The sequence below is a fragment of the Rhodococcus sp. YL-1 genome, assembly GCF_001942025.1.
Taxonomy (GTDB): Bacteria; Actinomycetota; Actinomycetes; order Mycobacteriales; family Mycobacteriaceae; genus Rhodococcus_F; species Rhodococcus_F qingshengii.
Genome location: NZ_CP017299.1, coordinates 4,427,641 through 4,450,676, shown reverse-complemented (window position 1 = coordinate 4,450,676; position 23,036 = coordinate 4,427,641). Strand labels below are relative to the sequence as shown.

Annotated in this window: 24 protein-coding genes and 1 tRNA gene; 18 read left to right on the top strand and 7 right to left on the bottom strand. The window is 61.0% G+C overall.

What is annotated here, in order from left to right; all coding sequences use genetic code 11:
* Positions 1-34 precede the first annotated feature (34 nt).
* Together ychF and BH682_RS20475 are read left to right on the top strand one after the other, a co-directional pair.
* Entirely contained in the window at positions 35-1,114 is a 1,080-nt protein-coding gene (ychF, locus tag BH682_RS20480) for a redox-regulated ATPase YchF (protein WP_075833932.1), read from the top strand.
* A gap of 199 nt (positions 1,115-1,313) precedes the next feature.
* Positions 1,314-2,051 (top strand): hypothetical protein, encoded by a 738-nt coding sequence (locus BH682_RS20475; RefSeq protein WP_083954699.1) that lies wholly within the window; start codon positions 1,314-1,316, stop codon positions 2,049-2,051.
* Between the two features lie 97 nt (positions 2,052-2,148).
* Here the strand turns inward: BH682_RS20475 and BH682_RS20470 are convergent, their stop codons facing one another.
* On the bottom strand, positions 2,149-3,180 hold the full coding sequence (locus tag BH682_RS20470; RefSeq protein WP_190287588.1) for a toll/interleukin-1 receptor domain-containing protein: 1,032 nt from the start codon (positions 3,178-3,180) through the stop codon (positions 2,149-2,151).
* Between the two features lie 459 nt (positions 3,181-3,639).
* Positions 3,640-4,608 carry a pseudouridine synthase gene (locus BH682_RS20465; RefSeq protein ID WP_075833928.1) on the bottom strand — a complete coding sequence of 323 codons (969 nt, stop codon included), beginning with the start codon at positions 4,606-4,608 and terminating at the stop codon, positions 3,640-3,642.
* 188 nt (positions 4,609-4,796) lie between these two features.
* Between BH682_RS20465 and BH682_RS20460 the strand changes: the two genes are divergently transcribed.
* Positions 4,797-4,872, top strand: a tRNA-His gene (locus BH682_RS20460).
* 296 nt (positions 4,873-5,168) lie between these two features.
* Here BH682_RS20460 and BH682_RS20455 read toward each other — a convergent pair.
* Both BH682_RS20455 and BH682_RS20450 read right to left on the bottom strand, forming a co-directional pair.
* Positions 5,169-6,266, bottom strand: coding sequence for a glycerophosphodiester phosphodiesterase family protein (locus tag BH682_RS20455; RefSeq protein ID WP_190287589.1), 1,098 nt, complete (start codon positions 6,264-6,266; stop codon positions 5,169-5,171).
* 62 nt (positions 6,267-6,328) lie between these two features.
* A complete protein-coding gene (locus tag BH682_RS20450) occupies positions 6,329-7,171 on the bottom strand; it encodes a PE-PPE domain-containing protein (protein WP_075835397.1) in 843 nt (280 codons plus the stop codon).
* Between the two features lie 107 nt (positions 7,172-7,278).
* Between BH682_RS20450 and BH682_RS20445 the strand changes: the two genes are divergently transcribed.
* The 7 genes from BH682_RS20445 to BH682_RS20415 all read left to right on the top strand — a co-directional run bounded on the left by BH682_RS20445 (position 7,279) and on the right by BH682_RS20415 (position 11,933).
* Entirely contained in the window at positions 7,279-8,244 is a 966-nt protein-coding gene (locus BH682_RS20445; RefSeq protein WP_058037407.1) for an L-lactate dehydrogenase, read from the top strand.
* Positions 8,245-8,284: 40 nt separating this feature from the next.
* The gene (locus BH682_RS20440) at positions 8,285-8,671 is read left to right on the top strand and encodes a phage holin family protein (RefSeq protein WP_003945275.1); all 387 of its coding nucleotides are present in this window, start codon (positions 8,285-8,287) and stop codon (positions 8,669-8,671) included.
* The gene (locus BH682_RS20435; RefSeq protein WP_064689307.1) at positions 8,668-9,033 is read left to right on the top strand and encodes a VOC family protein; all 366 of its coding nucleotides are present in this window, start codon (positions 8,668-8,670) and stop codon (positions 9,031-9,033) included. Before BH682_RS20440 ends, BH682_RS20435 begins: the two co-directional genes overlap by 4 nt.
* 75 nt (positions 9,034-9,108) lie before the next feature.
* On the top strand, positions 9,109-9,585 hold the full coding sequence (locus BH682_RS20430) for an SRPBCC family protein (protein WP_003945238.1): 477 nt from the start codon (positions 9,109-9,111) through the stop codon (positions 9,583-9,585).
* A gap of 32 nt (positions 9,586-9,617) precedes the next feature.
* Complete coding sequence (locus BH682_RS20425; protein ID WP_075833927.1) at positions 9,618-10,946, top strand: WS/DGAT domain-containing protein; 1,329 nt, start codon at positions 9,618-9,620, stop codon at positions 10,944-10,946.
* A gap of 20 nt (positions 10,947-10,966) precedes the next feature.
* The gene (locus BH682_RS20420; protein ID WP_003945221.1) at positions 10,967-11,530 is read left to right on the top strand and encodes a mismatch-specific DNA-glycosylase; all 564 of its coding nucleotides are present in this window, start codon (positions 10,967-10,969) and stop codon (positions 11,528-11,530) included.
* Between the two features lie 52 nt (positions 11,531-11,582).
* Entirely contained in the window at positions 11,583-11,933 is a 351-nt protein-coding gene (locus BH682_RS20415; RefSeq protein ID WP_075833925.1) for a hypothetical protein, read from the top strand.
* Between the two features lie 60 nt (positions 11,934-11,993).
* Here BH682_RS20415 and BH682_RS20410 read toward each other — a convergent pair whose 3' ends face one another.
* On the bottom strand, positions 11,994-13,691 hold the full coding sequence (locus tag BH682_RS20410) for a fumarate hydratase (protein ID WP_007726313.1): 1,698 nt from the start codon (positions 13,689-13,691) through the stop codon (positions 11,994-11,996).
* Between the two features lie 114 nt (positions 13,692-13,805).
* Complete coding sequence (locus BH682_RS20405; protein WP_075833923.1) at positions 13,806-14,927, bottom strand: winged helix DNA-binding domain-containing protein; 1,122 nt, start codon at positions 14,925-14,927, stop codon at positions 13,806-13,808.
* Positions 14,928-15,198: 271 nt separating this feature from the next.
* Here BH682_RS20405 and BH682_RS37105 point away from each other — a divergent pair, with 271 nt between their 5' ends.
* The 8 genes from BH682_RS37105 (at position 15,199) to BH682_RS20370 (ending at position 22,553) form a co-directional block, all read left to right on the top strand.
* Positions 15,199-15,330 carry a hypothetical protein gene (locus tag BH682_RS37105; RefSeq protein ID WP_003945242.1) on the top strand — a complete coding sequence of 44 codons (132 nt, stop codon included), beginning with the start codon at positions 15,199-15,201 and terminating at the stop codon, positions 15,328-15,330.
* A gap of 332 nt (positions 15,331-15,662) precedes the next feature.
* The gene (locus BH682_RS20400; protein ID WP_075833921.1) at positions 15,663-16,667 is read left to right on the top strand and encodes an alpha/beta hydrolase; all 1,005 of its coding nucleotides are present in this window, start codon (positions 15,663-15,665) and stop codon (positions 16,665-16,667) included.
* Complete coding sequence (locus BH682_RS20395) at positions 16,664-17,650, top strand: alpha/beta hydrolase (protein ID WP_223304412.1); 987 nt, start codon at positions 16,664-16,666, stop codon at positions 17,648-17,650. Before BH682_RS20400 ends, BH682_RS20395 begins: the two co-directional genes overlap by 4 nt.
* 85 nt (positions 17,651-17,735) lie before the next feature.
* On the top strand, positions 17,736-18,215 hold the full coding sequence (locus BH682_RS20390; protein ID WP_003945229.1) for a VOC family protein: 480 nt from the start codon (positions 17,736-17,738) through the stop codon (positions 18,213-18,215).
* Positions 18,216-18,325: 110 nt separating this feature from the next.
* Positions 18,326-19,288 (top strand): ABC transporter substrate-binding protein, encoded by a 963-nt coding sequence (locus tag BH682_RS20385; RefSeq protein WP_223304413.1) that lies wholly within the window; start codon positions 18,326-18,328, stop codon positions 19,286-19,288.
* Between the two features lie 153 nt (positions 19,289-19,441).
* Complete coding sequence (locus BH682_RS20380) at positions 19,442-20,140, top strand: CPBP family intramembrane glutamic endopeptidase (RefSeq protein WP_020908494.1); 699 nt, start codon at positions 19,442-19,444, stop codon at positions 20,138-20,140.
* A 69-nt stretch (positions 20,141-20,209) separates the two neighbouring features.
* Positions 20,210-21,610 (top strand): amidohydrolase family protein, encoded by a 1,401-nt coding sequence (locus BH682_RS20375; RefSeq protein WP_075833915.1) that lies wholly within the window; start codon positions 20,210-20,212, stop codon positions 21,608-21,610.
* Position 21,611: 1 nt separating this feature from the next.
* Complete coding sequence (locus BH682_RS20370; protein ID WP_007726302.1) at positions 21,612-22,553, top strand: antibiotic biosynthesis monooxygenase; 942 nt, start codon at positions 21,612-21,614, stop codon at positions 22,551-22,553.
* Here BH682_RS20370 and BH682_RS20365 read toward each other — a convergent pair.
* Positions 22,541-22,771: a PLD nuclease N-terminal domain-containing protein gene (locus BH682_RS20365; protein ID WP_007726301.1), complete on the bottom strand. Its 231-nt coding sequence runs from the start codon at positions 22,769-22,771 to the stop codon at positions 22,541-22,543. The two genes, BH682_RS20370 and BH682_RS20365, sit on opposite strands and share 13 nt — an antisense overlap.
* Positions 22,772-23,036 lie beyond the last annotated feature (265 nt).

Below are 23,036 nucleotides of genomic sequence, written 5' to 3'. Positions count from 1 at the left end.
TCACGTCGCCGCGAGGCCGTAGAATCCACAGACCGTGAGCCTTACCCTCGGAATCGTCGGACTGCCCAACGTCGGCAAGTCCACCCTTTTCAATGCACTGACCAACAACGACGTGTTGGCAGCGAACTACCCGTTCGCGACCATCGAACCCAACGTCGGTCTGGTCGAGCTGCCCGATCCGCGGCTGCAGAAGCTCGCCGAGATCTTCGGCTCCGAGCGCATCCTCCCCGCGACCGTGTCGTTCGTCGACATTGCCGGCATCGTCAAGGGAGCGTCCGAGGGCGCAGGTCTGGGCAACAAGTTCCTGGCCAACATTCGTGAAGCGGACGCCATCTGCCAGGTAGTTCGCGTCTTCGCCGACGACGACGTCATCCACGTCGACGGCAAGGTCGACCCGGCCTCGGACATCGAGGTCATCGAGACCGAGCTCGTGATCGCCGACATGCAGACCTTGGAGAAGGCTCTCCCGCGTCTGGACAAGGAAGCTCGCAAGAACAAGGAGCTCAAGCTAGCCCACGACGAGGCGCTCAAGGCTCAGGCCTTCCTCAACGAGGGCACGACGCTCTTCAGCGTCAAGGACAAGCTCGATTTCTCGTTGCTGCGTGAGCTGAGCCTGCTCACCACCAAGCCCTTCCTGTACGTCTTCAACGCCGACGAGTCTGTGCTCACCGACGCAGCGAAGGTTGCGGAATTGCGCGCATCCGTCGCACCGGCCGACGCTGTGTTCCTCGACGCGAAGGTCGAGCAGGAACTCCTCGAGCTCGACGAGGAAGACCGCCAGGAAATGCTCGACTCGATCGGTCAGACCGAGCCGGGCCTGCACGCTCTCGCGCGCACCGGCTTCCACACCCTCGGACTGCAGACCTACCTGACGGCTGGTCCGAAGGAAGCTCGCGCCTGGACCATCCACAAGGGTGACACCGCTCCCCAGGCTGCCGGCGTCATTCACACCGACTTCGAGCGTGGCTTCATCAAGGCTGAAATCGTGTCCTTCGACGATCTCGTCGAGGCGGGTTCCATGGCCGCAGCCAAGGCTGCCGGCAAGGTCCGCATGGAGGGCAAGGAATACGTCATGGCCGACGGCGATGTGGTGGAGTTCCGCTTCAACGTCTAAATCCGCGGTACTGCCGCAGGGCAATTGTGCAGCCGTAGCGACAACTATCCTCGCAGGTTAGACGGTGTGAATCGCTACCGGCGGACCTGTGGCCGCCTGTTGCGCACCGGCAACGCTGCGGTACGTGGGATGGAAGCGAGACATTCCAGGTGTCATTGGCCCTGTTCGCCTCCGTGCAGGCCCGTGGCACCCTTAAGCGATGCGCGGCATCAATGTCACCGACGGCGGCGACCTCCGCCTGTCAAATTTCAGAATTGAGATCGGCCAGGACGGGGCACAGGGCGCGACTTCGGCGACAGTCCACCTGCGGACCGACATGTGGCCGTACTGGCTGGCGGAATCGATTGAGGGAGCCAAAGAGTCGGCCTCACATGCTATCGGCATACCGCCCGCATTGGAGTCCGGTGACGACGAGAGTCTTCAGCAGCTCATGATTCGAGACCTGCGTTCATCTATGCGGGCGATGAGTGCTGCGGCATTTGCGGTTGATGCCTTCTACGCTTCGGTCAAAGCCAGGTCGCCCCGGCATCCGAGTGAAGCTGCATGGCGGGAGAAGCGAACGTCCCGTCATGCGCAGGTCCATGAGACGTTGCGCTATCACTTGAAGATCGACAATACGAGCGCACGCGAAGTGCAGCATCGGATCAGGCAACTGTTCCAGTTTCGAGATTGGGCGGTGCATCCAGGCAGTAGTTTCAAGGAACCGATATATCGTGCTGATGTCGATGCTCATGTCGACTGGCACTACTCGGCATTCAGGTCTGAGAATGCGGTGGCTTCAACTGCCATGACGGTTGACATGATTAACCGTCTAATCCCTCGGCTCGCTAATGGAAGTGAAGAGCTCGCGAGCTGGAAGAGCCGCGCGAGGGCCGCGATGGATGTCGCGCTGGTGGGCTATGAATCGGCCGGATTACCACCGTTGGGTGAACTGTAACTGCGTTACCTGGGCGTTGGCCCAAGCGGTACCGTCCGCAAAGCGATGGATGCAGTGTTCGCGGGCCCGAAGCCGGACCAGACGAACGTGAGAGACATCAGAGGTTAGGGGCCACAAAAGGGTTCGGTCCTAGCGGCGGCCGCGCCAATTTCGTTGCGCCAAGTAGATCCCGAGCCAGTTCATCGAATTTCTCAGCATGCTTCGAGTCATCGTTGAAGTTGACGTACTTGCGGCCATATAGGTATGTGGGAACCTTGCAATCCGGCTGGTTCCTAATTAGGGGTATAACCCGATCTGATGATTGGTCTTCCATCAGACTTTGGGTCAGGATGGTGCTTTCGTGCCCGGCCCCACCGGTTGCTGTATTTGCCTTTCGGATATATTCCGGAGTGCAAACGGCGATCACTCGGTCAGAATCGATCAAGTTGTGATTCATAAAGACCGCGAGGTTTGACCCCAGGGACAGGAATTGGTCGAAGATCACCCAGACTCCCACGGACTGCAGTTCGCACGCAAGATTGTAGGTCCAATTTTTGTGGGCTTCGCTGTCGTGGGAATATGAAATGAAGACCCGTTGCCGCCTTTCGCCTCGTACCTTCAGGAGGGCGTCGATTTCATCGAGCGGGTCGCTTTGCGTCGGCGTGTTCGAAGTTGTTAGCACAGCTGAGCTGGTCCCCGTTCCTACTTGGTTCTGAGTAGCGCTTGCCGGGCTAGCGGTAGTTTGGCGGATGATTTTCTCAATTGAAGACGAAATTGCAGAAAAGTACTCATCGGTATCATCGGAATTTGGCCCTGAAACACCGACTCTGACAGTGGTCTGCGCAGCGTTCTCGTGCCGATATATCCATATTTCGGTATCAAACTTGACCTCATTCTTGATTGCCGTGAAGTGCCCGATCGCGGTCTTAATGTAACCGGTCACCTTGGACAGGGTCTTCTCAAGGTCCGGCACCCGATGAAATGCATCGTTCTCGGAGAAGATGGTGAACGTCAAGGGCTCGAGCGAACTATGTGTCAGGAGCTCGACTTCTAATTGCGGCAAGACGCTGCACGCAAATTGGATGTGCTGATCTGTGGTTACCTCCCACGTGCGGCCGCGTTTACGTGTGCCGACTACAGGTGTCTTCATAGGCAGCATTCAAACATGCCGGGCCGACACGACTTCGGATAAGGGGATGGAACGGGTTCCGTGATTACCTATCAATCCATGAAAGCGTAGGTAGATGGGTATGTCGAAGGACGCACTTGAATTTCGCTTCAACTGTAAGCTCCCTGTTCAGCAGCTTGTTAGGGTTATCTATCCGCGGGAGTATCCGCACAGATACGGAACAGTTCGTCCGCAGTTTTGCTGGTCTTGTCGGCCGCGTCGGGAGAAGATTCGGTGCTAGTTCACGCGGGAACAGTCATGCCGTTTGATCGACAGCTCCGATGAAATGGCCGCACACTCTCTGCGAGATTCTTGAGTTGGCCGTCAGACTCGGGACCTCCCAGCATCTATAGAGGACGGCGTACAAACATGACTCTTCCATGGGACGCCACGCCTTGCGCCGGCCTCCAGGTGACTGAGGACACCGACGGCAGGGGGCGCTCAGCAGTCGGAGGCGGGCATCTCGCTGAGCGTCCGACGGGTGACGAACCGCCGCGCTCTCCCCGACAACGGGTCGGTGAATTCGAGTTCCCTCGCGAGCAATTGGAGTGGGAGAGAATGATCGTCCGGCGCGTCGGGAAGTAGGTCGGGGTATCGCCGGTCGCCCAGGATCCCGGCGCCGAGAGCTGCCAAATGCACCCGCAACTGGTGCATCCGTCCGGACCGCGGACGCAGAACCGTATGCAGCACTGTACGTCCGGAGGCGCTCACGCCCATCCCTCGCGCCTCGATCATGGTCTCGGAGTTGGGTTCACGGCTGTCGTCGACGACGACCCGCAACTCGCCGCGTCGGGCTTCGATGTGGTTGCGGTAAACGAGAGGGACGTCGAGCGCTGGTGCGTCCTGGCCCCACCGGGGCGGTCGCGCCGACACCGCCTCGTAGACCTTCGTGACCTGCCGCTTCTCGAACAGTGACTGGTACGCGCCGCGCGTCGCGGGGCGGGCCGAGAACATCACCACCCCTGCGGTGCCGCGGTCGAGTCGATGGATCGGGGTCAGATCTGGGTTGTCGAGACGAACCCGCAGGCGGATGAGCGCCGACTCACGCAGGTATCGCCCGCTCGGAGTGGTCGGGAGAAAATGTGGCTTGTCGATGACGACGAGATCGTCGTCGGTGTGCAGGATCTCCTCGTGGAACGGCACCGGGTCCTCCGCCGGCAATTCACGGTAGTACCAGACGAACCGGTGCGCGCTGAGTTCTGTGTTCAGGCAGATCGAGTGGCCGTCGGTATCTACGAACTCGCCGTCGTCGAACCGCCGATACAGGTTCTCGGCGTCCAGATGGTCGAACTTGGCTACGACGTACTCGGCGATCGTCGCCCATGGCCCAGAGAGCGGGATGCGTAGGCGCGTCGGGCCAACCCCGTTCTTGACGGGCAGCGGTGGGGACATGGACACGCGGGTCATCATCCCATCGACTACTGGTCAGCGGTGATTCGGTGTGGCCTCGACGGGGACGTCCCCGCGGGGACGCGGAAACCGAACTCACAGCGGTGGTCGGTGTAGATCGTCTACTCGAAAATCAGTAGCGCGGACGAGATGCGGGCCCGTATGGTTCGGCAGAGAAAGATCGCAGTCGAAAAGCACTGCGGGCCATACCTTCTGTAGCTCAATTGGTGAGAGCACCCGACTGTGACTCGGGCGACGGCGGATCGTAACCGCCCAGAGGGACCAGCTCAGATACGGTTGAGGTCGGGCCTCTAGGCGCAGAGGCCGGCGGCCCTTTGCCTGCACAGTTGTCGAACGAGCCTGAGCCGGTATTCCCTGAATCGCCGGACAGCATTCCAGTCGCCGGCCATTTCCGCGTCGGCAAGTAGGTATTCGCAGTTGTCCAACTGATCCTTCAAAGACATCATCAGAATTCACCTCCGATCACCCGAGCAAGTACCTGTCCAGGATGCGGCCGACGGGACCCCGGGGACATCGGCCGTAGTACCTGTTCAGGTACCTGCTTCGGTGCGCGGTGGAGGCTACTTCTTGACCGCAGGTGCAGGTAGTGGCATGCCTCGCTCGGCCAGAACGGCTCGGAGACGATCGGGGTAGTCGGTGATGATCCCGTCGACACCGAGGTCGATCAGGGCGTGCATGGTGGCGGGATCATCGACGGTCCACGGGATGACCTTCATGCCACGCGCATGTGCGCTCGCGATCATGTCGGCTGTCGGATAGAGGGTGAAACCGGGATCCCCGACCTTTCCGCCCTGCGGAGTTCCTTGGACGGGGGAGTAAGCGGAGGCACCAAAGGTTGCTACCGCCGCGATGCCGTCGCCACCGAAATCATCGATGTCCAGACCGCCGAGCCACGGTGACGCTCCGTCCTCGCCTACCTGGAGAAAGTCGCCGTTTGTGAGCGCAACGACGGGGACACTCGGCGCGAGTTGACGGGTGAGCATGAGCGAGCCCCAGTCGAAGCTCTGAATGGTGACGCTGTCCAACAATCCGGCTGCCCGGATCGTATCGAGGACTACAGAGACGAACTGCTCACGCGGGGCGGTCTCGTGAGGCGCTCCCGCTTCCACCTTGGTCTCGATGTTGAGCTTGATTCCGGGTGCGTTGTACGACTTCACCAGGGCAAGCACTTCTTCGAGCGTCTGCATTTTCGCTCCCGGAACATTCTGCTGTTCAGGGTATCCGGCAAGGGGGAGAGTGCCGCAGTCCATGGTCTTGATCTGCTGCAGGCTCAGCGTGTTGACGAATTTGCCGACGTACGGGAACTCCGGGTCACCCGCAGTTGCGGGCTCGGTGTCGAGGCATTTCTTGTTCGAGATCTTACGATCGTGCGTGACGACAGCGATCCCGTCCTCGGTGATCTGGGTATCGAGTTCCAGTGTGCTGACGCCCATTTCGAGGGCATTCGCGAACGCGGCCAGGCTGCTTTCCGTGTACAGGCCGAGCCCGCCGCGGTGGGCTTGGACGTCGAACGTCGAAACCGGCTGGGGTGCTGAACTACCGAACGAACCGGACCAGTCGAGACTGCCGGTTGGCGATGCGCCGGCCGGGGCCGCCAGGGCGGTGAGGGGGAGTGCGACGGTCACGGCGGCACACGACAATATTCTGCTCAGTTGCATGAAAGGAACGTAGAGGCGTCGAATGGCTCGCCGGGGTTCGTTAGGTAAACTAACGGTAAAGGTCAGGCCGCGTGAATGCGCTGCCCGACGCCGCTCGCGTGGACCTTCATCCACGACGCCAGAAGCTCACACCCGGTCAGTCCGCTCTCGTCGAGAGGTTCGATCGCGTAGCTGATGTGTCTACCGCCGCGAGGGTTCTTGAGCTGAAATCGGTTCAGGTTCAACTTCGTCGGCAGGTAACCAAGTACTTCGAGGAACGCGGTGCGAATACGTCGTAGATCGGTACGCCACTGTTTGGGACTGAAACGAGTCTTCTGCGCATTCTGGAAAGCATTGCTACGAAGTAGTTCCCAAACCTTTCCTGCCCACACGCGTGCCTGCGAGAAGGACATCCAGCGCGTCAAGTCTGCGATGTCGCGAATGTAGCTGTCGTCGCTGGCATTACAGATCATGTCCTGCGGGTGCCCGATCCACTTGACCGGAATCCACGGCTGGATATCGGGTCCGTCGCCGGCAACTCCGTGTCCCTCACAACCTTCGATCACGCCTGCCGGTTGTTGAGGATCGGAGATCAGTCCGACTCCGATGATGTTGGCGCGGTTCAGCGTCGGAAGAGCCGAGCGGATCACGGTGCATCCCTGTGAGTAACCGATCAGCATGACCGGGCCGTCTGTCTGTGCGATTTCGGCGGTGAGGGCCTTCACACCCATCGCGGTGCTGTGCCGAAAGCTCAGGCCGCCGTCGGCGACCGGACCGTACGACGCAGGATAAGCGACCCAGCGAGAATCGAATCGACTGTCGAGTTCGTCGGTGACGGCGCTGAGGAGTCCGAGCACGCGGGCGCTGTCGTCGCCAACGTGGGATTCGCCGGTGCCGCCAACTGCAAGAACGGTTACCTCAGCCATGTCAGCGATCATCCACGTCGATTCTGAGAGGTCTGCATCCAAACCCTGAGAAGAGACTGGCAATCCGTTGTACTGCGAAATCGTTATCGAGCGAGCACCATTTACCCATGACGACGCCGAATCGTTCATCCAGACGAAAAGTGTCCGTTGTCGGTGCGGGAAGCGTCGGCACCGCAATTGCGTATGCGTGCCTGATACGCGGATCGGCCGACGCGCTCGCCCTCTACGACACCAACAGCGCAAAGGTCCGGGCCGAAGTTCTCGATCTCAACCACGGCACCCAGTTCACACCGCCGTGCACTGTCGACGGAGGCGATGACATCTCGGTCACCGCGGGATCCGACTTGGTCGTCGTCACCGCGGGCGCCAAACAGCATCCCGGTCAGTCGCGGCTCGAACTTGCCGCGGTGAACGTCAAGATCGCGCAGACACTGACCGAACAACTGTTGGCGGTGTCACCGGACGCGGTTCTACTCTTCGTCACCAACCCGGTCGACGTGGCGACCTACGCAGCGATCCAGGCCGCGGGACCGTCGTACCGCGGCCGAATTTTCGGATCTGGGACCGTGCTGGACACGGCCCGATTGCGATTCCTGCTGGCTACCGAACTCGGAGTCGCGGTGGAGAACGTTCATGCCTTCATCGTGGGCGAGCACGGGGATTCCGAGATTCCGCTCTGGTCGAGCGCAACCATCGGCGGATTGCCGGCAACCTCGTTCGTGGGACCGTCGGGTGGCGTCCTCGGCCCCGACCTACGCGCGAAAGTAGCGAAGTCTGTAGTCGAGAGTGCTTACGAGATCATCGAGGGTAAGGGCGCGACCAACCTCGCCATCGGATTGTCGAGCGCATTCATCGCGGAAGTCGTGTTGCGGGACGAACAACGGGTTCTGCCGGTGTCGACTTTGCAGAGCGGCGTCCACGGACTCGAGCACGTTTGCCTGTCCCTTCCCACGATGGTTGGTCGTGCTGGTGCCGGCCGAGTCCTCGAAGTGCCGCTATCGGAAAAGGAGGCTTCGGGGCTCCGATCTTCTGCCCGGACATTGCGAGAGGTGCAGGAATCTCTGGGATTGTGAATATCTGTTCTCCTTGATATCCGACATATAGGATCAACAAATGATCAGCTTCCTGATTCGCGCCGCGATCTTCCTGGGTTCTGCCGCTGTCGGGCTTCTAGTTGCGTCGTTGATTCTTTCGGGCTTCTCGGCGCCCACATCCGGATTCATCGTTGCGGTCGTGATCTTTGCGATTGCGCAGTCGGTCCTGGCGCCGTTCATCGCCACGGTGGCAAAGCGCCATGCACCGGCATTTCTCGGCGGAATCGGATTGGTGTCGACATTTGTCGCGCTGTTGGTGGCGTCGCTCTTCTCCAATCTGTCGATCTCCGGTGTCTCGACGTGGATTCTGGGAACCGTCGTCGTGTGGCTGGTAACCGCCGTTGCGACGCTGGTTCTTCCGTTGTTGTTCGTGCGTAAGAAAGTTCAGGAGAAGAAGGCACAGTGACGCGCCCGAACATCGGCATGGACTACACAGTCCTGGACTGCCCGGATCCGGCTGCATTGGCCAACTTCTACGTCCAGGTCCTCGAGTGGAAAAGTGTTCGCGACGAGGATGATTGGCACGTGATCGAAGGGCCCGGCGGGGGGCGGCTCGCATTTCAGCTCGCTCCGGATTTCGTTCCGGTGGACTGGCCGACCTCCGGTGTCGGGATCCATCTGGATCTGTTCGTGGATTCTCTTGAACCCGCCGAGGCTTGGGTGATCAGCCTGGGTGCGCAGCGGGTGACCGACATTCCGGAACATCAGACTTTCCGCGTGTACCGCGACCCGGTCGGTCACTATTTCTGCCTGTGCCTGCGGGACTGAGTGTCGACTCGCTCCGATCTCGTCGACCGTGGATAATTCCGAACACTTGTCACGCCCGAGAATTGGAGATCGACGATGGCTTCGCAGAATTCCGACGAATTCCTGGTAGAACGTACGACGATCGTCAAGGCAGAAGCACCGGTCGTCTTCGCGTTGATCAACGATTTCCATCAGTGGACTCAGTGGTCGCCGTGGGAAGGTCTCGACCCGGCGATGCAGCGTACGTACGCGGGTCCTGACGCGGGCGTCGGGGCTTCGTACGCCTGGGCGGGAAACAAGAAGGCGGGCTCCGGTTCGATGGTGATCACCGAATCCGTCCCGAATGAACGAGTAGTTTTGGACCTGGCCTTCCTCAAGCCGTTCAAGGCGCAGAACGTCACCACGTTTCTCATCTCGCCGAATTCCGGTGAAGTTCAGGTGACGTGGAAGATGACCGGAAAGAAGAATCTGTTCTTCAAGATCTTCGGTTTCATCTTCAGCATGGACAAGCTTGTCGGAAAGGATTTCGAGAAGGGCCTGTCCCAGCTGAAAGCTGCTGCAGAAAAGAGCTGACAAGCCGGTGGTACCGTCTCCCGGTGTTACGGATGACGCCCACCGATGCCCAAACCTTCTGGATTTCGGAGAAGATCCCGAACGATCAGCTGCTGCTCTACTGTTTCGACGGGCAGAGCCAGCACATGGACGAGCTACGACGCTCGGTGGTGGAAAGAGCGTCGCTCATTCCGGATCTCAATGTTCGGATTCGTGAATCACCGTGGCACCTCGACTATCCGGTGTGGGAGCCCATGCCGGTCGACGCCTCCTTGGTGAGAGTGCATGAGCTGCCCGATAACTCGTGGCTCTCGTGCATTCACGGAATCGAGAAACTACTCGAGAACCACGTCGACCCGCGCGAGTCCCCGTGGACGCTGCACCTGTTTCACGGCGTCACCGGCGTGCCGCGCTGCAGTGGCCCGGCGCTGATCGCAGTTCTGCAGGTCGCTCATTCTCTGGCGGACGGCAAACGCGCGTCGGCGATTGCTCGCCAACTGTTCTCGCCGCAACCGCCCGCGAAGCAGAAGACGGACGTGCGGCGTAGCGGATCAGCCGAGATTCTGGGCCGCGCCGCCCTGCGCCTTCCGGGCCAACTCGTTTCGCTGTTCCACGACGGCCGGGCGGGGCACCGCGCGCAGTTACAGCTGCAGGCGGACACCGAATCGGGAGTTGTTGCGCCGCAGGCAGCGAGCCGTCCGAAGGTGCGCTCGAACATCCCTCCCGGACCGCACCGACTGGTGCGCATGGTCGTGCGGGACAGCGCAGATTTCCGTGTCGACGGCGTATCCGTCACAGTCGGAGCGATGACAGCCATCTCGGTAGCGATGGCGAACTACCTCACCGAGCGAGACGGCTCGGTACCGCCCGAATTGGGAGCTGAGGTGACCATCGCCAAGGCAGGTACACCCACGGCGCGCAATCACTTCCGCAATGCAGGTGTCGGGCTGTTCCCGGAAGTCGATGATCTTCGTGAGCGAGCCCAATTGATCAGGGAGTCGATGGACGAGCGTCGCGCACGTGCGTCCCATCCATCCAGCGCAGCGTCGGATCTCGCGCTGAACGCGGTTCCCGGCCCGCTGGTCCGTTGGGGCGTGCAGCAATACGATTTCACGGCAGTACCCGACGAGGTCACTGGAAACACCGTGGTGTCGAGTGTCGCGCGCGGTGACGCGGATCTGGTGCTCGGAGGCGGCGTCGTTCGGTTCACAGCGGGCTTCCCGAGTTTGTCGCCGGTCATGTCGTTGACCCACGGCGTACACGGGATCGGGGACACTGTGACGATCAGCATCACCAGCAGTCCGGCCTCGATTCCGGACATCGATGTGTACGAGCAGATGATGCACGACGCGATCGACGAGGTGCGCGAAGCGCTGTCGTGACGGCCTGATGTACTGGCTGCATGGGATTCACGCGCGCCGAACTGGAATCGTTCCGAGACGCCGAGATCGAGGATCTGATCGGGCCGGATTGCCGGCTGTTGTTCGTCGGTATCAATCCGGGACTGTGGACGGCGGCGACCGGCGCGCATTTCGCCAGACCGGGTAATCGGTTCTATCCGGCACTGCTGCGGGCAGGCATAATCGAGCATGCGATCGATCCTTCCGCGGGTATGTCGGACGCTGACACACAGCATCTGATCGATCGGGGAGTGGGCATCACCAATTTGGCGGTGCGGGCAACTGCGCGCGCCGATGAATTGACGTCGGAGGAACTCGCAACTGGCGGAGTTCGGGTCCGAAACATCGTGCGCGCAACCAATCCAGTAGTCGTTGCCTTCGCCGGGATCACCGCCTATCGAACAGCTTTCGGTGACAAGAAGGCGAAGGCCGGGCGTCAGGACCGTGATTTCGAGGGGGCAAAACTGTGGATCGTGCCCAATCCCAGTGGTCTCAACGCACACGAGACGGTGGACACCTTGGCAGCGAAATATCGTTCCGCCGCATCCGAAGCCGGAATTCTCTGAGAGAAGTCGCAGTTCCGTTCGGCCAGAACAAGGTACAAGTTAAAGTGCTTGTATGTCTGTTCTATACAACGTCTTTGTAGTGATTCACCTACTCGGCATGGCTGCCCTGGTCGGTAGCTACTTCACCGTCCTCGAGGCTCCTTCGATCACCGAGGTCATGGTGTGGGGTGCCAGGATGCAGTTCGTGTCCGGCCTGATCATCGTCGGGTTGGGCGAAGGCGCCCTGGACAAGAACTACATTCACGCGAAGATCGCTGTGAAGCTGGTGCTTTCGCTGGTCATCGTGGCGCTTGCCGAGATCACCCGGGCGAAGCAGAAGAAGGGCCAGCCCAATCCGAATCTGGTACACGTCGTCGGCGGGTTGTCGATCGTGACCGTATTCGTGGCCGCGCTCTGGACCTGACAAAGACACAAAAGAGCCCCGGCGATCGAAACTCGCCGGGGCTCTTTGCTGTTGACGTGTCTACAGACCCGGGCGCTTGCCGATCGTCAGGGTCACTTCACCGGTGTGAGCAAAGAAGTCGTTGCCCTTGTCGTCGACGACGATGAACGCGGGGAAGTCCTCGACATCGATCTTCCAGACGGCTTCCATCCCCAGTTCGGCGTACTCGAGGATGTCGACTTTCTTGATGCAGTCGAGTGCCAGGCGTGCTGCCGGTCCACCGATCGACCCGAGGTAGAAACCGCCGTGCGAGTTGCAGGCGTCGGTGACCTGCTTGGAACGGTTTCCCTTGGCCAGCATGATCATCGAGCCACCGGCAGCCTGGAACTGCTCGACGTACGAGTCCATGCGGCCGGCTGTGGTCGGGCCGAACGAACCCGACGCCATGCCGTCGGGCGTCTTGGCTGGGCCGGCGTAGTACACCGGGTGATCCTTGAGGTACTGCGGCATCTCTTCGCCTGCGTCGAGGCGTTCCTTGATCTTGGCGTGCGCGATGTCGCGTGCCACGACGAGCGGACCGGTCAAGGAGAGACGAGTCTTCACCGGGTGCTTGGAGAGCTCGGCGAGGATCTCCGACATCGGCTTGGTCAGATCGATCTTGACCGCAGCGCCCTTGCCGGTACCCGAAATGCCATCCGTCTCTTCGTCGAGCTGAGCGTCCGTGACCTCGGGCAGGAAACGGCCCGGGTTGAATTCGAGCTGTTCCAGGAACACGCCCTCCGGGGTGATCTTGGCCTTCGCCTGTCGATCTGCCGAGCAGGACACCGCAATGGCGACGGGCAACGAAGCGCCGTGGCGGGGGAGTCGGACGACGCGGACGTCGTGGCAGAAGTACTTGCCGCCGAACTGTGCTCCGATACCGATCTTCTGCGTCAGCTCGAAAACCTTCTTCTCGAGCTCGTGATCGCGGAAGCCGCGACCCGTGATGGCGCCTTCGGTGGGCAATTCGTCGAGATAGTGCGCCGACGCGTACTTCGCCGTCTTCATCGCGAACTCGGCCGAAGTACCGCCGACGACGATTGCAAGGTGGTAGGGCGGGCAGGCTGCGGTGCCGAGTGAGCGGATCTTCGCCTCGAGGAACTGCATCATCGAGTCGGGATTGAGGATCGCTTTGGTTTCCTGGTACAGGTAGGACTTGTTGGCGCTTCCGCCGCCCTTGGCCATGAAGAGGAACTTGTACGAGTTCTCGTGTCCGGCAGCAGTATCGGCGTACAGCTCGATCTGCGCGGGCAAGTTGTTGCCGGTGTTCTTCTCGTCCCACATCGTGATGGGGGCGTTCTGCGAGTAGCGCAGGTTCAGACGCGTGTAGGCGTCGTAGACACCGCGGGCAATGGACTTCTCGTCGTCGCCGGGGGTGAGTACGTGCTGTCCACGCTTGCCCATGACGATGGCGGTTCCGGTGTCCTGGCACATCGGCAGAACGCCGGCAGCGGCGATATTGGCGTTCTTGAGCAGGTCGAGCGCGACGAACTTGTCGTTGTTCGACGCTTCGGGATCGTCGAGGATGCTCGCGAGCTGCGTCAGGTGATCCGTGCGCAGGTAATGAGAGATGTCGTGCAGCGCCGTTTCGGTCAGCAAGCGCATCGCTTCCGGCTCGACCTGCAGGAAGGTGCGGCCGTCCGGTCCCTCGACTGTCGACACCCCTTCGGTGGTGAGCAATCGGTACTCGGTGGTGTCATCACCGATCGGCAACAGGTCCTCATAGAGGAAGTCGGCCATCATCTCTCCTGAACAAGGGTGCGTGCGAAGGTCGCATTCAGGTTATCGTTGGGGGTTTCCTTCTCCGAATCGGGGCGGGTGTGAGCTGGAATTATCCGGATGCCACTGGCTCGATCAAGATACTTCGACCAGTTCGGAGAGCTCGACGCCGCGAAATTCGGCAAGTATTTCGGCCTGCTCGGCCACTGCTGCGCGGGCCGATCGTGACCATGTTCCCCACGGGGTGATCGCGACCTTCAGCTTCTTTCCGGATGCTCGTGGTCGCCACAATCCGGTGATCGTGCCACCGACCACCACCGTGCCCGGTCGCCCGAGGGTCGGCCACACCGTCTTCTGGGCGGTCGGATCGGGAACCAGGGTCTCCCGATCCTTGAGCTGTACATACGGATCGAAAGGCCCGAGCAAGCGCGTACTCGAATCGGTGGGGGAGCCGAACAAGTCTTCGCGGTCCTGTTCGAGAATCCACCGCTTCTCGCCGTTCACCTCGATCTCCTCGGCATCGACTGGCCAGTGGGCTTTGACGTCCCTGACCGGAGCATCGAGAAACGACGCGACGTGAGCAGGAGTCGCGGGGCCGTAGAACCGCAGATAACCCCGGATCACGTCGAAGCGGGAATCTGCGTCTGCGCCCGTGGCGCTGAATGGGCGTCGGCGCCAACCCGGAATGCGTTCGAGCACTGGGGGAGATGTGTTCGGCTGTAGCTCGAGGCCTGCCTGGAGTGCCGCGAGCCGGAACGGCATCTCGTACAGATGAGTGGCATTGCACGGGCGGCAGAATCTCAGATAGGGCTCGGTGACCCGCGTGGTCAATTGCGCGGACATCTCGCCCTTGACGGTTGGTTTCGAGACGATGTCCCGCATCGCAGCAGCAACTGTTTGCAGGGCAGTCAGCGTCGGGATGCCGGCGGCCTTCAGGGGCCGATTGGCGTCGTAAATGCGCTTGGCTGCATCGGCTTCGCTGAACGGCGACGTGGCGGCGGCGACGGCAGGCAGGTCGCCCCGACGGTAATAGTGGGGGGCTCCGCGCAACGTCCAGGCAAGAGCGAGCTCAGTGGCGTCGACGCGGACGCCGCGGATCCGCAGGGCCCAGGCGGCTCCGTCAGGTCCGGTGTTCTGAATCCCGAGATCGAGAATGCTGCAATCGCTGTGATTGGCGTCACCGGCAACCGCTCGGTCGAGTTGATGGCGGTGCCACCGGAAATTAGCTACCTGCGTGAGTGAGGTTGCGCTAGACATGATTTCAGTTTACTGGTGGGTAACCGCAGGATTTGGGGCGGTTGATCAATGCGGCGACAGAATTGGTCAAATTCGACCGATTGGCCGGAATTTTTTCAGTAGCAGACCTTATTAGTCGAAATAATGACCCCATTGTCGGAATCCTTTGCCAACTGGTCGTTCGTATGATTACTGTTACCCACGTCACGGATACATTACAGATGTGACGCAGCTGTCACAGCACTGTCGGGTGCTTTTGGCAGCTGACCTCTGACTTCTCTAGGAGATTCACATGGGTTCACTGATGTCGATCGTCGAACTTGCACTCAAGGGCATGGGCTCGCTTGGTGCCGGCGACCAGTTGTTCGAAACCTTCATCGGTTCGGTTCAGACGAACACAGGCAGCCTCAAGCCGCTCCTCTGATCCCGCTCGCCGGAATCGGACCGTTCGACCTCAAAATTCCGCTCGGGTGACCGAGACCTAAACAACTGTAGGAGTTTTCATGGGATCCTTCGAAATCGTGGGGAACGTCATCACGGCTGTCAACAACGTCGGCACCGCATTCTTCAATTCGCTGACCGAGCTCAGTGGCGGCACGGTTACGCCCAAGTAAGCGTCGTCTGACGAGAAAGGCTCACGCACTCGGTGCGTGAGCCTTTCCGTGTCGACCGGATCGAGTTTTTCCGATCACGTCGGGTTTGCCTGTTTCAGGCGGTACCGTTCGAAAGGTTCCGCTGCCGAAGAGAGTGACCCGGATGATCGAGACTCGTGCGTTACGAACGGTTTTCCGTGTCTTCGTGGCGTTGGCCACGGCAGTGTGTGGGTTCCAGCTCCTCACCGCACCAGGTCACGCTCAGTCGGCGGACAGCAGGCTGGTCGACATCTCGGTGCACTCACCGTCGATGGGGCGCGACATTCCGTTGCAGGTCTTGCGGCCGGCTGATACTTCGACGCCTGCTCCGACGCTCTACCTACTCAACGGAGTAGACGGAGGAAAAGACGACGCGACGTGGTCGGTGCGGACCGACGCACCGAAGTTCTTCGCGGACAAGCATGTCAACGTGGTCACCCCTCTCAGTGGAGCATTCAGCTATTACACCGATTGGGAGCGGCCGGACCCCGGCCTCGCGAAATCCGGCAACAACAACGGGGTCAACATGTGGACCACGTTCCTGACGGAAGAACTACCGCCAGTCATTGATTCGACGTTCGGGACGACCGGCGAGAACGCACTGGCAGGCCTGTCGATGGCAGGCACGTCGGTACTGGATCTGGCTATGGCGGCGCCCGCGCTGTACAACAGTGTCGGGTCCTTCAGCGGGTGCGCGATGACGAGTCCGGGCATCGGGCAGGACTTCGTGAAACTCGTGGTCGCCGTCGGTGGGGGTGACGCGGAAAACATGTGGGGTCCGTACGATGGTCCGGGTTGGCCGGCTCACGATCCGGTTGTCAACGCGGACAAGCTGCCTCGAATCCCGATGTACATCACAACCGCAACCGGAATTCCGGGTCCGTACGACACACTTGCCGATCCGCGGATCGGCAACGACGTCACAGATTTGGCGTTGCAGCTTGTTCTCGGTGGCGGAATCGAGGCGGCAACTCACTACTGCACCACCCAGCTTGCGGACAGGACGAACGCATTGGGTATGAACAACATTCGCTACAACTTCAAGCCGGCAGGAACGCATTCATGGGGATACTGGGAAGACGACTTACACGACTCGTGGCCGATGATCGCCGCGTCGCTCGGCGTGTGAGGCCCCATCGAGCAAGCCTTCGAAGCGTCGTTCTCGTCGGCGCGCTCGCCTTGATTTCACTACTTGCGTTGCCCTCGACCGCGCTCGCCGACGAGACCCCGAAGATAACGAGTGTCACCGAACTGTCTTCGCGCTTGGTTCTTCTCGACGTCGCGAGTCCCGCCATGGGGCGCACCATGGCGGTGAAAGTGCTGCTTCCTGCCGACCGCTCGGAACCGCGCGGGACGCTGTATCTCCTGGACGGCAATTCCGGGCAGATCGAAGAGAACAACTGGCTGGCTCCGGCTAACGGCGATATCGTCCCGTTCTTTGCCGACAAGAATGTGAACGTCGTACTCCCCATCGGTGGAACCGGCACCATGTACACCGATTGGCAGGAAGACCACCCGAAATTCGGTCGTCTGAAGTGGGAGACATTCCTGACGAAAGAGCTTCCCCCACTGATCGACACGAGGTTCGCCACCAACGGGCACAACGCAATCGGCGGGATCTCGATGGGTGCAGAAGCCGCGCTGATTCTGGCCCAACGCTCGGCCGGGTTGTACGACGTGGTCGCGGGCTACAGCGGCTGCTACACAACCGTCGGAGGATTCGGCAAGGCGTTGACCGATCTTGTGGTGATCAACGGAAATGCCCGTTCGGAGCAGATGTGGGGTCCGGCCGGCAGTGAGGCTTGGCAAGAGCACGACATTTTCGCCAATGCCGACAAGCTGCGCGGCACCAAGGTGTATCTCGCCTCGGGATCGGGACTACCAGGTCCGCACGAAACTCTCGATACTCCTGCCCTGGGCCGGGTATTGGTCGTCGGCGGGGTCATGGAACTGGGATCGAACCTGTGCACCGACCAGATCACTCAGGTGTTGCGTGATCGCGGAGTCGATGTCACCCGCAGCGCTCAACCGGTGGGGACGCACGGTTGGCCGTACTGGCGCGACGAACTCGTTCGCTCCTGGCCGATGCTTGACTCTGCGTTGTCGGCTTGAGTAATTCCTGGCGATGAGTTTCCGGTTCGGGCCGGGTCTATAACCCTGTACACCTGTTTCGTAACCTCTCCGACAAGGACAGAACATGCCTTCCATCACTCCCTGTTTGTGGTTCGACAACCAAGCAGAAGAAGCAGCCAACTTCTACATCTCGGTGTTCGGTTCCGGGCAGATCCTGGGAATCGAAAGATACGTCGAGGGATCGCCTTCCGGAATGCCGGCGGGATCGGTGATGACCGTCAGCTTCGAGCTCGACGGTCAGCGATTCACCGGATTGAACGGCGGACCGATGTTCACGTTCTCGGAAGCAGTGTCTTTCGAGATTCCGTGCGTCGATCAGGCTGAGGTCGATCATTACTGGTCCAGGCTGACCGAGGGTGGGGAAGAGGGCCCGTGCGGATGGGCCAAGGACAAGTTCGGATTGTCCTGGCAGGTAGTCCCGAATCGCCTTCTCGAACTGATGAAGGATCCGGATCGGGCCAAGGCGCAACGCGCCACGGACGCGATGATGAAGATGAAGAAGATCGATATCGCGGAGCTCGAACGGGCCGCAGACGCGTCCTGAACACGATCTGGCCGATGGGCGACAGCCTTCGTTAGCTGATGCTAGCCTTCCCTAATTCTCGCTGGAGCGTTGGAGGAGTGCTGGTAACCATGCGAATCAAAGTCTCTCGAATGAAGATTGCAGTCACCGCCTTGGCCGCCTCGCTCGCCGTCGCCGGACTTGCCGGCTGCAGCAGCGACAGCGCTGACGCACCCGCGGAGGCGGGAGCAACCGTCTCGACCATGTTCGGCGACGTCGAGGTCCCGGCCAACCCGGAGCGCGTCGTCGCGCTCGGTTGGTCGGATGCCGAGACGGCACTCGCTCTGGGCACTCAACCAGTGGGCGTCGCGGACTGGATGGCGTTCGGCGGCAAGGGCGTCGGACCGTGGATTGCGGACGAGTTCGCCACCGACCCGAAGATCCTCGGAACGATGGACTTGAGCGTCGAAGACGTCATCGCGCTCGAACCGGACCTCATTCTGTGGACGCGAAGCGACAACACGCAGGCCACCTACGACAAGCTCAGTGCCATCGCACCGACGGTCGGGCCGCCGCCGGGTCTCGCCACGGCCTACGGGACGACGGTCGAGCAGCAGACCGAACTCGTCGCCAAGGCACTCGGCAAAGAATCGGAAGGCAAGGCGCTACTCGACGGCCTCGACGCCAAGTTCGACGCTGCAATTGCCGCCAATCCGAGCTTTGCGGGTAAGACAGCGGCCGTCGGCGCCTACAGTTCCGATGGTTACGGCGCGTACGTACCCGGCGACGCACGCGCAGACTTCATGACCCGCCTCGGCTTCACGATCCCGACGGCGATCACCGAAAAAGCCACCGGAAACTTCTACATCCCGGTCGCCAACGAGAACCTGAACCTGTTCGACGCGGATCTCACGGTGCTGTTTCCGATCTTCCTCGACAGCAGTGCGTTTGCGAACGATCCGCTACTGCGCGCAATCCCGTCGGCTCAGGAGGGACATCTGTTGATCCTCGATGACCCGGCACTCGTCAATGCGTTCTCGAGTGGCTCGGTACCGGGGTTGACCTACGCAATCGACAACGCCGTTCCGAAGTTTGCGAGCACGCTCGGCGCCTGATCAGAGCTGTTTCGGGACCTGCCCGTCACTGTGAGCGTGTTCGCAAACAGTGGCGGGCAGTTCTCGTGCGCCGGTACACTGGACAAAGTGAACTTTCAGCTAACGAGCGGCGGCCCAGTGGAGATCGAAGCGACCGCTCCTCGTTTTCCGCGGATGCATGCATACGTGGATATCGCTGTTGTGATCGTGGTGCTGGTGGGAACCAATCTGATCGCGCATTTCACCACCGCCTGGGCAAGCATCGCGACGGTACCCATCTCTGCTCTCGTCCTGTTGGCGCTCACCAAGCGCCGGGGAATGGGGTGGGCGGAATTGGGGCTCTCACCTCGCGATCTCCGACGGGGTTCGAAGTACGCCCTTGCCGCCGTCGGCCTGGTCCTGACCGTTGTCGCCGTCGGCGCGTTGCTTCCGCTCACACGCCCCTTCTTCATGGCGGATCGCTACGCCACAATTTCCGGCGCGATCATCGCGTCGATGATCGTGATCCCGCTGCAGACCGTCATTCCCGAAGAGTTGGCTTTCCGTGGCGTCCTGCACGGCACGTTGAACCGGGTCAGTGGATTCCGCGGCGTCGCCGCTGCCGGTTCTCTGATGTTCGGACTGTGGCACATCGCGTCGTCGATGGGTTTGACCAGCGGTAACGAAGGGCTGTCCGGCTTTCTCGGTACCGGAGTCGTCGGCCAGGTCGCCGGCATCCTCGGAGCCGTTCTCGCCACCGCTGCGGCCGGTCTCGTATTCACCTGGCTTCGTCATCGCAGCGGCAGCCTCATTGCGCCGATTGCTCTGCATTGGTCGTTGAACGGTGCCGGTGCGCTGGCTGCGGCTCTTGTTTGGCATGCAACTCTTGCTTGATCCCAATATCTGACAAAAAGGACAGCATTCGCCGCGCGACGCCGGGTAGTTTTGTGCTTTGCTCAGTAAGTGACGCACCTTCATCGAGGCCATGTCTTCCACATCTCCGGTCGTCCGACGGTAGAGGATGCGGCGCAGTCGCTCGTCTCGATCCCCGACGGCGTCTTGGCGATCGACGATGCCGGAACGATCGTCTACTGCGGAGAATTCGGATCACTCCCGAGCGGTCTCGAAGGCGCTGAAACCCACGACCACCGACCGGGTTTCCTGCTGCCCGGATTCGTCGATGCACACATTCATTTCCCGCAGACCTACGCCGGCGACGCATACGGCGGCGGCCAACTCCTCGAGTGGCTCGACCTGTGCGTCTTTCCCTCCGAATCGAGATTCGCTGATCCGGAGTTTGCCCAGCACGCTGCCGAGGCCTTCTGCGCTCGCCGAATCGCCACGGGAACCACGGCCGCGATGGTGTTCGGATCGGCCTTCCCGCACGCGCAGGACGCCCTGTTCTCGGAAACTCTGAAACGCGGCCTTCGGGTGGTCAGCGGACGTGGGATTCAGACCACCGGCCCGGCCTCCGCCGCCGCGCTGATCACCTCGGAAGAGGACGCGATCAGACTCACCCGCGAGGAGATCGACAAGTGGCACGCGGCCGACACCGGCGACGTGAACACTGCGCTCGTTCACGTCGCAGTGGTTCCCCGCTTCTCTCTCGCGGTGACAACACGGACGCTGAAGGATTTGGGGGAGTTTTACGACTCCGTCCGTGACCGGGGCGTCTACTTCCACAGTCATCTCAACGAGAACAATCGGCCCGGAACCGGCGAGGTGGCGACCACACTCGCCGAGTACGAGGTCGAGACCTATCTCGACACGTACGACGGCAAGTTCCTCCCCGGCTCACAGGTCGGCGGAAAGAGCTTCCTGGGTCCACGCGCGATACTCGCGCACTCGGTGCACTGCCAGGACTCCGAACTCGCACGAATGGCCGAGACCGGAACCTCGATCGCACATTGCCCTACTTCCCAGCAGTTTCTCGGCTCCGGCACCATGCCGTGGAAACGAACCGTTGCGTCAGGGGTCAACATCGCGATCGGATCGGACTTCGGTGGCGGCGACGAGTGCCTGCTCACCCGAGTCCTCGGCGACGCCTTCAAGGTTCACATCTCCGAAGCCGGCGACGACGGAGTGTCGATGCACCCTGCCGAACTGCTGTTCACCGGAACACTCGCCGGTGCTCGCGCGCTGGACATGGAGAACCGGATCGGCAACTTCGACGAGGGCAAAGAGGCCGACTTCCTGGTGATCGATCCGTCCGGGTGGCCGCCGCTCGCCGGGCTCGTCAACTACGGAACGCGTTCGGATGATCCGATACTCGCCCGCGACCAGACGCTCTTCGGGCTCCTGATGGCGATGCGCGAGCCCGCGATTGCGCACGTGTACGTGCAAGGGCGCCGGATATCGGGCTGACGTGTCCGCAACTGCCATCACCGGGTACCACCGAACGAGTTCGGGATTCCGGGCGTGGGTCGAGCGTGCGGCCGAGACCGCCGGTCGATTCGACGGCTACCTGAGCTGTGGCATCAGTGATCAACCGGAACCGGTGTCGCACGGCGTGTCCGTCACTTTCGACAGTGCCGACGATCTTCATCGTTGGCTGGAGTCGACTGATCGCCGCGATCTCGAAAGATCAGCTGCTGCAACGGGAATTCTGGCGCAGACGAGTGATCTCGTTCTGATCGACGGCGTGCTGCCGCCGCCCGGTATCGGTGTGTACGACCACGCCGTCGTCGTGGGTAAGGAGAACGAGTTTCTGCGAACGCAACGACACCTCATCGATCTCAGTTCGCGATTCTCCGGCTACGAGTCGGTGATGTTGTTGCGGTCGGTCACCGACTCCACCCAGTGGAAGTCCGTCCTTCGGTTTCGGACAGAGCAGCAGTTGGCGGTGTGGATGGCGTCGCCCGAGAGGGCCGCAGCACTACCGAAACTGCGGGCCGAGTTGGCCGAGGACTTCACCGAGACCACGCGGTCGACACCGTTCGGCACCATTCTGCGTACGGAGAACGGGCAGACTCGCGCGACGCCGAATTGGAAGACGGCGATGATCATCCTGCTCGTCCTCTATCCGACGGTGATGACGCTGTCGAGGTTTCTCGGGCCGTTGCTCGACGGGATCGGAGCGCCGCCGTGGCTGTCGATGTGGTTGAGCCAGATAGTCAGCGTCGGCGCCATGACGTGGTTCCTGATGCCGACGGTCACGAGATGGTTCCGTCATTGGCTGGACCCGGTCGACGGCGCCGTTCCCCGCACCAACTGGCGCGGCGTCGCGGCGGTAATTGCGGTGTACGCAGTGACTCTGACGCTCTTCGCGTCGGTGAAGTGGCTGCAGTTCTGGGACTACTTCGACTGAATCCGGCCTCGGCGGAAGTAGGTGAGTGGCCCGAAGAAGTTGACGAAGATGATCGCCGCCCACTTCTTCTTGCTGCCGTTGACCGTATTGGCAGGGCGTCGCGCCAGGTCTGTCCACGCGGCGATCGCCAACAGGGACTGAATCGTTGCGAGCACGGCGACGACGCGGCGTTGCGCGGGTGACAGCTCACTCCAGGACTTCTTCTTTGTGAGGTTCATGAACTCCACTGTGCCCTCGAACGTCCAATCGGTGTCGAGATCCGGTTGTTATCGGTGCCGGGAGTTCCTCAAATCAGTGTGAATAGCGTCACCATGATGACCGATAGGTATGGTCCCGCGGGCCGTCGGGCCGGTCGTTTTCGGCGTAAAGATCTCGCTAACTCGAACTGTGGCTGAATGTTTGCGCCCGCACTAAGCTCGCGTGGCTACATTGCCGCGGGGGATTTGGCCAATCTGCTGGTACGCCCTCTATCGGGAGCAACAC